Here is a 10,004-nt window from a genome sequence, read left to right on the forward strand (position 1 = left end):
CTGAACCTCTCGGCGGTGCCGGTGGTGGGGCTGGGGCTGGGCTCGGTCGCCGGGCTGGGTGCTGCGCGGCTGGCCGCCAGCCATTACTCGGTGATGACGAAGTCGGCGGCGATGTTCGTCGCCGGCCCGCCGGTGGTGAAGCGGCTGGGCCAGGACCTGACGAAAGCCGAGCTCGGCGGCTGGGAGATCCAGACGAAGAGCGGCGCCGTCGACCATGCCGTCGACACCGAGGAGGAGGCCTTCGCCGCCGCGCGGCGCTTCCTGTCCTACCTGCCGAGCTCCGTGCACGAGCTGCCGCCCGACGCCCCCTGCGACGACGATCCGCAACGGGCCGAGGACAAGCTGTTTTCCATCATCCCGCGCGACCGCCGCCGGGTCTACCAGATGCGGCAGATCATCGAGGCCGTCGTTGACCGCGGCAGTTTCTTCGAAATGGGAAAGATGTTCGGCCGCTCGCTGATCACCGGCTTCGCGCGCCTCGGCGGCCGGGCAGTCGCGCTGATGGCCAGCGATCCCTATTTCTATGGCGGCTCCTGGACGGCGGATACCTGCCAGAAGGTGGTGCGCTTCCTCGACCTGGCCGAGACCTTCCGCCTGCCCGTGGTCTATCTGGTCGACTGCCCCGGCTTCATGATCGGGCTCGACGCCGAGAAGGCGGCGACCATCCGCCACGGCGTGCGCGCCATGGCGGCGATGAACCAGACCACCGTGCCCTGGTGCAGCGTCATCATCCGCAACGCCTTCGGTGTCGCCGGCGCGGCGCATACCCCGGCCGGGCGGCTGGCGCTGCGCTATGCCTGGCTTTCGGCGCGCTGGGGTTCGCTGCCGCTGGAAGGCGGCATCGAGGCCGCCTACCGCGCCGAGATCGATGCCGCCCCCGACCCTGCCGCCAAGCTGGCCGAGATCGAGGCGCGGCTGAACCAGCTGCGCTCCCCCTTCCGCACGGCCGAAAGCTTCTGGGTGGAGGAGATCATCGATCCGCGCGCCACCCGCCGGCTGCTCTGCGACTTCGCGCAGCTGGCGGCGCCGCTGCGCCAGGCCCCGACCCCGGGACGCTTCGCCATGCGCCCCTGAGTGCCGAAACAAGCCCGGGAATACAGCCGGGCAGGGAGGAGAACGACGATGCGGAACGCCACCGCCTTGCTCTGCGCCGGCCTGGCCTGGAGCCTGCCCGGCAGCCTGCCCGCCGCCGCGCAGCAACTGCCTGAGCGCAGCACGCTGCACATCATCGGCGGCTTCGCCCCCGGCGGCACCTCCGACCTGACGGCGCGGCTGATCGCCGAGGGTGTCGCGCCGATCCTCGGCCGCCGCGTGGTGGTGGAGAACCGCACCGGCGCCAACGGCTTCATCGCCGCCGAGGCGGTGGTGCGCGGCGCCAGCGACGGCACGGTGCTGTTCCAGTGCCCGATGGGCACCATGACCATCAGCCCCGAGCTGCCGGGCATGGTGATGCCCATCGATGTCGGCCGCGACCTGATCCCGGTCGCCAATGTCGCGCTCTCCAGCTATGGCGCCGTGGTGCAGGCGAAGGGGCCCTATGCCGACCTGCCGGCGGTGCTGCAGGCGGCGCGCGGCAAGCCCAACGCGGTCAGCTTCGCCAGCGCCGGCAGCGGCACCGCGCAGCACCTGATGGGCGAGCGGCTGCAGGGGCTGACCGGCCTGAAGCTGCTGCACGTGCCCTATCGTGGCGCGGCGCCGGCGGCGCTCGACATCATGGCCGGGCGGGCGGACTTCATGATCACCAACATGGGCGACGTGGTGCGGCAGATCCAGGGCGGCGAGCTGCGGCTGGTGGGCCTCGGCGATGCCTCGATGCGCGACGCCTTCCCCGGCACGCCGCTGCTCTCCGACACGGTGCCGGGGCTGCAGGTGGTGGGCTGGTTCGGCCTCTGCGGCCCGCGCGGCATGCCCGCCGCCGCGGTGACGCAATGGTCCGAGGCGGTGGAGAAGGCGCTGCAGGACGAGGCCCTGCGCAAGCGGCTGCGCGACAACGGGCTGACCCCGCTGCATGAAGGCCCCGACGCCTTCGCCACCCGCATCGCCGCCGACCGCCGCATGTGGGGCGAGGTGATCCGCGCCTCGGGCGTTCGCGTCGACTGAGCGGGCTACAGCGCCGCGGCGATGGCGCCCGCGGCGCGCCGCAGGGCGGCCAGCTGCGGCGGCTGGCCCGTTGCGTCCGGGGCGAAGGCGCTGCTCAGCGTCGCGATGCTCAACGCCCCCAGCAGCGCGCCGTCCCGCCCCAGGATCGGCACGCCGAGGCCGCCCAAGCCGATGACGAAATCATCCTGCACCAGCTCATGCCCGCGGGCGCGGATGGCGGCGGCGGCGCGCAGCAGGGCAGGGGGATCGGTCTCGCCGGCCGGGGTGCGGCGGGTCAGCGGCAGGGCCAGCGCCTGGCGCTGCGCGGCCGGGTCCAGCCAGGCCAGCAGCACCCGCGGCCCGGCGCCGCCGTTCAGCGTGGCATGGGCGCCGACGGCGAACCACAGCGCCTCGACATCCGGCAATTCGACCAGGGCGCGGTCGAGGCAGAGGGCGCGGCCTTCCTCGGCGACCCAGATGAAGGCGGTGGCGCGGCATTCGGCGGCCAGCGCCCGCAGCTGCCCCGCCGCCGCGGCGCGCAGCCTGCCTCCCGTCTCCACCGCGGCGGCCAGCGCCAGGATGCGGGTGGCCAGGGCATAGCGCCCATCCTCCAGCCGCAGGAAGCCGGCCTGCAGCAGCGTGTGCAGCAGGCGGCGCGCGGTGCCCTTGTCGAGGCCGGCGGCGGCGGCGAGCTCGGTCAGGCTGCGGCGCGGCTGCTCCGGCGTGAAGGCGGCGAGCAGCGCCAGGCCACGGTCCAGGGCACGCACCAGAGGGACCCCGGGCGGGGCGGCATCGAGTGTCATGCGGTGACACTAGAACATCACGGATTGACACCGCAACCGAAAGAAAAATAGGCTCGCCGTTATCGCCACGAGAGGAAGCCGCGCCATGCCCGTCCCCGCCCCGATCGAAGCGCTGAAGGAAGAGATCACCACCTGGCGGCGCGACTTCCACGCGCATCCGGAGATCGGCTTCGAGGAGGTGCGCACCAGCGGCATCGTCGCCGAGAAGCTGGAATCCTGGGGCATCGAGGTGCATCGCGGCATCGGCCGCACCGGCGTGGTGGGCGTGCTGCGCGGCAGCCGCCCCGGCAACCGCAGCATCGGGCTGCGCGCCGACATGGACGCGCTGCCGATGCCGGAGCTGAACGACATCCCCCACCGCAGCCAGAACCCCGGGAAGATGCATGCCTGCGGCCATGACGGCCACACGGCGATGCTGCTGGGCACCGCCAAGCACCTGGCCGCCACCCGCGACTTCGCCGGCACCGTCCACTTCATCTTCCAGCCGGCCGAGGAAGGCCTGACCGGCGCGCTCGCCATGGTCGAGGACGGTCTGTTCCAGCGCTTCCCCTGCGACGCCGTCTACGGCATCCACAACCTGCCGACCCTGCCGCTGGGCACGGTCGCCGTGCGTCCCGGCACCGTGTTGGCCGCCGTCGACTATTTTTCCATCCGCCTGAAGGGCAGGAGCAGCCATGGCGCCGAGCCGCATCGTGGCCTCGACCCGCTGCCCGCCGCGACGCAGCTCTACGCCGCGCTGCAATCCCTGGTCAGCCGCCGCGTCGATCCGCATGGCACCGCGGTGATCAGCGTCGGGCAGTTCCATGCCGGCACCTCGGACATTGTCATCCCTGAAGTCGTGGAAATGCGCGGCACCATCCGCACCTTGCTGCCGGAGGTGCGCGCCGAGATGGACCGCCTGTTCCACCAGGCGGTCGCCGGCACCGCCGCCGCGCATGGGGTGGAGGTGGAACTGGACTACCGCCGCTCCTACCCGCCCACCATCAACACGCCCGACCAGGCGGCGCTGGCCGCCGAGGCCGCCGCGACCGTCGTGGGCGAGGCGGCCATCAAGGGCGACTTCCCGTCGCTGACCGCCGGCGAGGACTTCTCCTACATGCTGCAGAACGCCCCCGGCGCCTTCCTGCTGATCGGCCAGGCCGCCGAGAGCGAGACCAGCCGCACCAACGTCCATAACGGACGCTACGACTTCAACGACGACCTCTCGCCGATCGGGGTGGCATGCTTCGAGGCGATCGTGAAGGCGGAGCTGAAGTAAGGATACTCAGAGAAGGTATGGGCAGGTCGGGGGAATGAATTCCCCCGAACCCCCATCTTCTTTCTGATCACCGGCCGTTCGCAGGCATGCGCCTTACCGGGACTGGCATCAGGGCATCACGGCGGGGCGCAGAATACGGAAGCAGCGCGACCTTGAAGGTCGCGCTGTGACCAGATCAGCCTGATGGCGGCGTCGTTGCTCTCGGAACCGGAGCACTGGAACAGCATGTGGTTCAGTCCCTCCGGGGCGAGCGCCGCCAGCTTCTCGGCGAACTTGGCGGAGGGCTCGTGCCCGCGGCCGGAGGAGGTGTGGTAGTAGGGCAGCTTCAGCATCTGCTGGGAGGGCCTCGGCCAGGCGCTTCTCGCTGAAGCCGAGGCTGGAGCACCAGAGGCCGGCCATGCCCTCGATCTACCGCTTGCCGTCGGTATCGACCATAGGGACGCCGTCACCCTGCGCCATCCGCGGCGGGCCATCCTTGGCGAAGGCCTCCAGACCGGTCTGCTGGTGGACGACCTGCGCCTGGTCGGCGGCGTGGAGGTGATCGGCGCGCGTCGCGATGCTCCGTTCCGGTGGGGCCTGTCGGCAAGGACGAAGCGCCGGGCTTGGTCCTTTGCCAGGCGATGACAAGCGATTTCTGCAGTGGCATGGTCCCGCCGCCCTCCTGGAAGCCGCGCCCATGCCGTGCCCGACCCTGTCCCGCCGCCACCTTCTCCCCGCCGCTGGCGCCCTGCTGGGCGTCGCCGGGGCCGGATCCCCCACCTGCGCCCAGGGCCGCGCGGCAGAGCCGCCGCTGCGCTGGGTCGTGGCCTATCCGCCCGGCGGCGGCACCGACCTGGTGGCGCGGCTGGTCGGCCAGGCGATGGGCGCGGTGCTGGGCCGCGGCGTGGTGGTGGAGAACCGGCCCGGCGGCGCCACGCTGATCGCCGCCGAGGCGGTGGCGCGCGCTGCCCCGGACGGGCAGACGCTGTTCACCGCGGATGCCGGCACGCTGGTCTTCAATGCCGGGCTGTTCCGCCGGCTGCCCTACGACCCGCGACGCGACTTCCGGCCGCTGGGCGGGCTGGCGCGCTTCGGCCTGGTGCTGGCGGCCAGCCGGCGCTCGGGGCTGGCCTCGGTGCGGCAGGCGCTGGAGCAGGCGGTCGCGGCGCCGGGGCGGCTGGACTGCGCCTCGCCCGGGCTGGGCTCGCCGCATCATCTGGCGATGGAGCGGCTGGCGCGGCTGAACGGGCTGTCCTTCCATCACGTGCCCTATCGCGGCGCGGCGCCGGCGCTGAACGACCTGATGGCGGGAACGGTGGGGCTGGCGGTGACCGACTATGCCACTGCCGGCGCTGCGCTGCGCGACGGGCTGGCCCGGCCGCTGGCGGTGTTTTCCGCCGACCGCCTGCCGGCCCTGCCCGGGGTACCGACCCTGCGCGAGGCGCTGGGCGAGCGTGGCTTCGCCTTCGCCGCCTGGCAGGCGCTGGTGCTGCCCGCCGCCACGCCCGACGCCGTGGCGGCGCCGCTGGCCGGGGCGCTGCAGGCGGCGCTGCGCATGCCCCTGGTGCGCGGGCGCCTGGCCGAGCTTGGCGGCGAGGCCATGACCGAAGGCCCCGCGGCGATGCAGGCGCTGCTGGCTGAGGAGCGCGCCGCCTGGCTGCCGCTGGTCGAGGCGCTGGGGCTGCGCCTCGATGGTTGAGAGCGATGAGCAGCGACGGCCTCGCCAGCCGCGGCGCCGGTTGCTATCCCTGGCGCGCCGCCCGAGGGAAGCCCGCATGCCGACCAGCCCGACCGACGCCGCCCGCTACGCGCTGGATGGGGCCAGCTTCGCCGTCCCCGGCCGCATGCTGCTGCAGCCGCTGAGCCTGACCCTGGAGCCCGGGCGGGTGATCGGGCTGATCGGCCATAACGGCTCGGGCAAGTCGACGCTGCTGAAGCTGCTGGCGCGGCAGCAGCCGCCCAGCGGCGGCGCCATCGCTTTCGGCGGCCAGGCCCTGCCGCGCTGGCGGGAGCGCGCCTTCGCCCGCCAGGTCGCCTATCTGCCGCAGCAGACCGCGGCGGCCGAGGCGATGCTGGTGCGGGAGCTGGTCGCGCTGGGCCGCTATCCCTGGCATGGCGCGCTGGGCCGCTTCGGCGCCGTCGACCGGCAGAAGGTCGAGGCGGCGATGGCGCTGACCGGCGTGGACGCCATGGCCGACCGCCAGGTGGAGACGCTGTCGGGCGGCGAGCGGCAGCGGGTGTGGCTGGCCATGCTGGTCGCCCAGGATGCCGGCTGGCTGCTGCTGGACGAGCCGATCAGCGCGCTGGACATCGCGCATCAGGTGGAGGTGCTGGCGCTCGTCCAGCGCCTCAGCCGCGAGCGCGGCGTCGGCATCGTCGTCGTGCTGCACGACGTCAACATGGCCGCGCGCTACTGCGACGAGCTGATCGCGCTGCATTCCGGCCGCATGGTCGCCCGCGGCACGCCGGAGCAGATCATGACGCCTGAGCGGCTGCAGGCGATCTACGGCCTGCCGCTCGGGGTGATGCGCCACCCGGAGAGCGGCGCGCCGATGAGCTACGTGCAGTAGGTCTCAGCGCATCTCGCGAGGCCGCGGGGCGCGCGCCACGCCCTGCCGCTCCAGGTGGCAGGCGATGCGCAGGCAGATATCCTCGCGCCAGGGAGCGGCGATGACCTGCACGCCGATCGGCAGCGGGCCGCCGCCCATCTCCGGCACCGGCACCGCCACCACCGGCAGGCCGATGAAGGAGATTGGCTGGGTGAACAGCCCCAGATTGGCGCGCACCGGCAGCGTCTCGCCGCCAATCGAGAAAAGCTTCTGGCCGAGCAGCGGCGCGGTGGTCGGCGTCGCCGGCGCGATGATGGCATCCACCTTGTCGAACAGCCGCAGCACCTGCTGCTGGTACCAGCGCCGGAACTTCTGGGCCTTGATCACCAGGGGGGCGGGCGTCATGCAGCCGGCGATCAGCCGGTCGCGCGTGTCGGGGTCGAATTCCTCGGCCTGGCGCCGCAGCCGGTCGAGATGCAGCGCCCCGCCCTCGGCCGTGGTGATCAGATAGGCGGCGGCGCGGGCGCGGGCGGCCTCGGGGATCTCGATCTCGGCGGTGACGCCCAGCGCATGGGCGACGGCATCGGTCGCCAGCGCCGCCTCCGGCGACAGGCCCTGGCGGAAATAGCCGCAGGCGCGGGCGATGCGCAGCCCCTCGATGCCGCCGTCCAGCCCGGGCAGGCTGGGCTCGACGGCGCGCGGCGCGCAGGACGGGTCGGCCGCATCCGGGCCTTGCATGGCGTCATAGCTCAGCGCCAGGTCGCGCACGCTCCGCGCCAAGGGGCCAAGATGATCGAAGCTGTCGACGAAGGGAAAGCTGCCGGCGCGCGACAGCCGCCCATAGGTCGGCTTCAGCCCGAAGATCCCGCAGAGCGAGGCCGGCACCCGGATCGACCCGTTGGTGTCCGAGCCCAGCGCGATCGGCACCAGCCCGCCGGCGACCGCGCTGCCCGATCCGCCGGAGGATCCGCCGGTCATCCGCGCCAGGTCATGCGGGTTGCGGGACGGCCCGTCATGCGCGTTCTCGCCGGTGAAGTCATAGGCGTATTCGCCCATGTTCAAGGCGCCCACCAGGATGGCGCCCTGCGCCTCCAGCCGGGCGATCAGCGTCGCATCCCGCGGCGCCGATGCCCGGGCGCGGTTGATGGCGCTGCCGGCCAGCGTCGGCAGGCCAGCGATGTCGAACAGGTTCTTCACCGCGAAAGGCACGCCGGCCAGCGGGCCGAGCGCCTCGCCGGCGGCGCGCGCCGCATCCAGCGCCTCCGCCCGCGCCATCGCCCGCGCCGAGACCAGCGCGGTGAAGGCGCCCAGCGCCGGGTCGTGCCGCGCGATGCGCTCCAGCGTGGCGGCCACCACGGCGACCGCGGTCACCTCGCCAGCGCGGACGGCGGCGGCGATCGATGTCGCATCCTGCCAGGGGCTCACGCGGAGAACACCGGGGCAGGCTCGGCCTCGTCGGGCAGGTCGAAGGCCTCGACCATCGCGCCGAAGCGCAGCGTCACCTGCAGGTTGGCGCGCACGGCCTCCCGCCATTCGGGGTGAAGCCCGAGGCCCAGCAGCACAGCCTGGGCCTCGATCAGGCGGTCGAGCTCTTCGTCGGTCATCGGCAAGTCCGGAACGGAAGAAGCCAAGAGTGACAAGAAAAAAGGCTGGGGGAAAGAATTCCCCCAGACCCCCATCTTTTTCTGTTCTGTTTCAGCGCTTCAGGCGGATGTCCAGGCCCTTGTAGAGCGCCACGCCGTAGATGCCGTGGGCACGCACACCCTCCACGCGGGGGGCGGCCACCACCCACAAGGGCTGGCGCAGCAGCGGGACCCAAACGTTGGCCTCGGCGATGCGGCGCTGCAGGCCGCCGATGATCTGCGCGCGCTGCGCCGGATCGGTGGCTTGGCGCGCGGCGGCCAGCGCCTGGTCGGTCGCCGGGTCGTTCCAGTTCATCCGGTTCGGCGTCGGCCGGTTGGTGCTGGGGAAGTACAGCGAGAAGGCATCCGTGGCCGACATATACGGATAGGCCATGATGAAGGTGTCGAATTCCTGCGTCGCCAGCTTGCCCCAGCCGACCGTCGCATCCCACATCTGCACCCGCAGCTCGATGCCGACGCGGCGCAGATCGGCCTGGATCGCCTGCAGGATGGTGTTGTTGATGCCGCTCTGCAGCGCATAGACCAGCAGGCTGGCGCGCTGCCCGTCCTTGGCGCGGATGCCGTCGGCGCCAGCGACCCAGCCGGCCTCGTCCAGCAGCTTGCGCGCCGCCGCCGGATCGAAGCGCGGCACCATCTTCGCGGCTTCCGCATCGTAATCCTGGCTGCCCGGATTGATGTAGCTGTCGGCCGGCTGCCCGGCGCCGAAGAAGGCCACCTTGGCGATGGCCTGCTTGTCGATCGCCATGTTCACGGCGCGGCGGATGACGGCGTCGCTGGCGACCGGATGGTCAACCTTGAACCCCATGAAGATATCGTAGAAATGCACCGGCTGCTGCTGCACCGTCAGGCCGGGAACCTTGCGGAGGCCTTCCAGCGCGAAATACGGGATCCACTGCGTCACGTCGCCCTGGCCCGACTGCACCGCGGCCAGCCGGGTGTTCGACTCAGGGATGACGCGCAGCATGATGCGCTCCACCTGCGGCGACGGGTTCTGGTAGATCGGCGGACCCCAGTTGTAGCGGGGGTGGCGCGTCAGCACCATTTCCTGCCGCGGCGTCCAGGACTGCCAGCAATAGGGGCCGGTGCCGTTGAAGCCCTGCACGCCGAAATTCTCGCCCAGCTTCTCGACCGTCGCCTGGTCGACGATGCTGGCGAAGTAGTTGGTCAGCTGCAGCAGGAGCTCGCTGAACGGCTCCTTCAGCCGGTAGACGACGGTGTGGTCGTCGGGCGCGGTGATGTCCTCCACGGGACCCGCGCGCCAGCGCACCGGGCTGCGCGTCGCCGGGTCGATCCAGCGCTTGATGCTGTAGACCACGTCGCGCGCGGTGAACGGCTTGCCGTCGCAGAAGCTGACGCCCTGGCGCAGCTTGAAGGTATAGGTGCGGCCATCCTCGCTGACCGTCCAGCTTTCGGCCAGCCCGGGGCGCACCGTCTTCTGGTCCCAGTCCAGCGTGACCAGCGTGTCGGCCAGCAGGAACAACGCCTCGCCCGCTGCGGTGGCCGAGGTGCGCGCCGGATCGTAGCGATCGGCATCGATCTCCCGCAGCACCACCAGCGTGTCGCGGGGCGCCGCCTGCGCCAGCGCTCCCGCCGCCGGCAGCACGCCGCCGAGCAGCGCCGCCGCCCCGGCCAGCCAGCCCGCCGCCCGCCGCCGCCGGACCTTCGTCCCTGCCGCCACCGCATCCATCATGCG

10 protein-coding genes are annotated in these 10,004 nt (G+C 72.2%); 5 read left to right on the plus strand and 5 right to left on the minus strand.

The window, feature by feature from the left end:
• Positions 1-1,074, plus strand: a 1,074-nt coding sequence (locus BKE38_RS18720) for an acyl-CoA carboxylase subunit beta (RefSeq protein ID WP_076958789.1), incomplete at its 5' end; no start/stop codon positions are given.
• Between the two features lie 48 nt (positions 1,075-1,122).
• A complete protein-coding gene (locus BKE38_RS18725) occupies positions 1,123-2,100 on the plus strand; it encodes a Bug family tripartite tricarboxylate transporter substrate binding protein (RefSeq protein WP_076958790.1) in 978 nt (325 codons plus the stop codon).
• Positions 2,101-2,105: 5 nt separating this feature from the next.
• Here the strand turns inward: BKE38_RS18725 and BKE38_RS18730 are convergent, their stop codons facing one another.
• Positions 2,106-2,846 carry an IclR family transcriptional regulator gene (locus tag BKE38_RS18730; RefSeq protein WP_242662468.1) on the minus strand — a complete coding sequence of 247 codons (741 nt, stop codon included), beginning with the start codon at positions 2,844-2,846 and terminating at the stop codon, positions 2,106-2,108.
• 121 nt (positions 2,847-2,967) lie between these two features.
• On the opposite strand from BKE38_RS18730, the gene BKE38_RS18735 reads away from it, so the two are divergent.
• A complete protein-coding gene (locus tag BKE38_RS18735) occupies positions 2,968-4,140 on the plus strand; it encodes a M20 aminoacylase family protein (RefSeq protein ID WP_076958792.1) in 1,173 nt (390 codons plus the stop codon).
• 116 nt (positions 4,141-4,256) lie between these two features.
• On the opposite strand, the gene BKE38_RS32225 is transcribed toward BKE38_RS18735, so the two are convergent.
• Positions 4,257-4,472, minus strand: coding sequence for an aminotransferase class III-fold pyridoxal phosphate-dependent enzyme (locus BKE38_RS32225; protein ID WP_076958793.1), 216 nt, complete (start codon positions 4,470-4,472; stop codon positions 4,257-4,259).
• Between the two features lie 344 nt (positions 4,473-4,816).
• On the opposite strand from BKE38_RS32225, the gene BKE38_RS18745 reads away from it, so the two are divergent.
• Together BKE38_RS18745 and BKE38_RS18750 are read left to right on the plus strand one after the other, a co-directional pair.
• Positions 4,817-5,818 (plus strand): Bug family tripartite tricarboxylate transporter substrate binding protein, encoded by a 1,002-nt coding sequence (locus BKE38_RS18745; RefSeq protein ID WP_076958794.1) that lies wholly within the window; start codon positions 4,817-4,819, stop codon positions 5,816-5,818.
• A 76-nt stretch (positions 5,819-5,894) separates the two neighbouring features.
• Positions 5,895-6,689 carry an ATP-binding cassette domain-containing protein gene (locus BKE38_RS18750; RefSeq protein ID WP_076958795.1) on the plus strand — a complete coding sequence of 265 codons (795 nt, stop codon included), beginning with the start codon at positions 5,895-5,897 and terminating at the stop codon, positions 6,687-6,689.
• 3 nt (positions 6,690-6,692) lie between these two features.
• Here the strand turns inward: BKE38_RS18750 and BKE38_RS18755 are convergent, their stop codons facing one another.
• The 3 genes from BKE38_RS18755 to BKE38_RS18765 all read right to left on the minus strand — a co-directional run bounded on the left by BKE38_RS18755 (position 6,693) and on the right by BKE38_RS18765 (position 10,001).
• A complete protein-coding gene (locus tag BKE38_RS18755) occupies positions 6,693-8,093 on the minus strand; it encodes an AtzE family amidohydrolase (protein ID WP_076958796.1) in 1,401 nt (466 codons plus the stop codon).
• Positions 8,090-8,272 carry a DUF4089 domain-containing protein gene (locus BKE38_RS33345; RefSeq protein WP_076958797.1) on the minus strand — a complete coding sequence of 61 codons (183 nt, stop codon included), beginning with the start codon at positions 8,270-8,272 and terminating at the stop codon, positions 8,090-8,092. The genes BKE38_RS18755 and BKE38_RS33345 overlap by 4 nt, the downstream gene beginning before the upstream one ends.
• A gap of 91 nt (positions 8,273-8,363) precedes the next feature.
• Positions 8,364-10,001 carry an ABC transporter substrate-binding protein gene (locus tag BKE38_RS18765; protein ID WP_242662470.1) on the minus strand — a complete coding sequence of 546 codons (1,638 nt, stop codon included), beginning with the start codon at positions 9,999-10,001 and terminating at the stop codon, positions 8,364-8,366.
• Positions 10,002-10,004 lie beyond the last annotated feature (3 nt).

Source organism: Teichococcus deserti (assembly GCF_001982615.1).
GTDB lineage: Bacteria > Pseudomonadota > Alphaproteobacteria > Acetobacterales > Acetobacteraceae > Pseudoroseomonas > Pseudoroseomonas deserti.

Bases quoted from the DNA above. Each gene is read 5' to 3' on its own strand.
- BKE38_RS18725 (WP_076958790.1), top strand. From the start codon at position 1,123: ATGCGGAACGCCACCGCCTTGCTCTGCGCCGGCCTGGCCTGGAGCCTG.
- BKE38_RS18735 (WP_076958792.1), top strand. From the start codon at position 2,968: ATGCCCGTCCCCGCCCCGATCGAAGCGCTGAAGGAAGAGATCACCACC.
- BKE38_RS32225 (WP_076958793.1), bottom strand. From the start codon at position 4,472: ATGCTGAAGCTGCCCTACTACCACACCTCCTCCGGCCGCGGGCACGAG.
- BKE38_RS18745 (WP_076958794.1), top strand. From the start codon at position 4,817: ATGCCGTGCCCGACCCTGTCCCGCCGCCACCTTCTCCCCGCCGCTGGC.
- BKE38_RS18750 (WP_076958795.1), top strand. From the start codon at position 5,895: ATGCCGACCAGCCCGACCGACGCCGCCCGCTACGCGCTGGATGGGGCC.
- BKE38_RS33345 (WP_076958797.1), bottom strand. From the start codon at position 8,272: ATGACCGACGAAGAGCTCGACCGCCTGATCGAGGCCCAGGCTGTGCTG.
- BKE38_RS18765 (WP_242662470.1), bottom strand. From the start codon at position 10,001: ATGATGGATGCGGTGGCGGCAGGGACGAAGGTCCGGCGGCGGCGGGCG.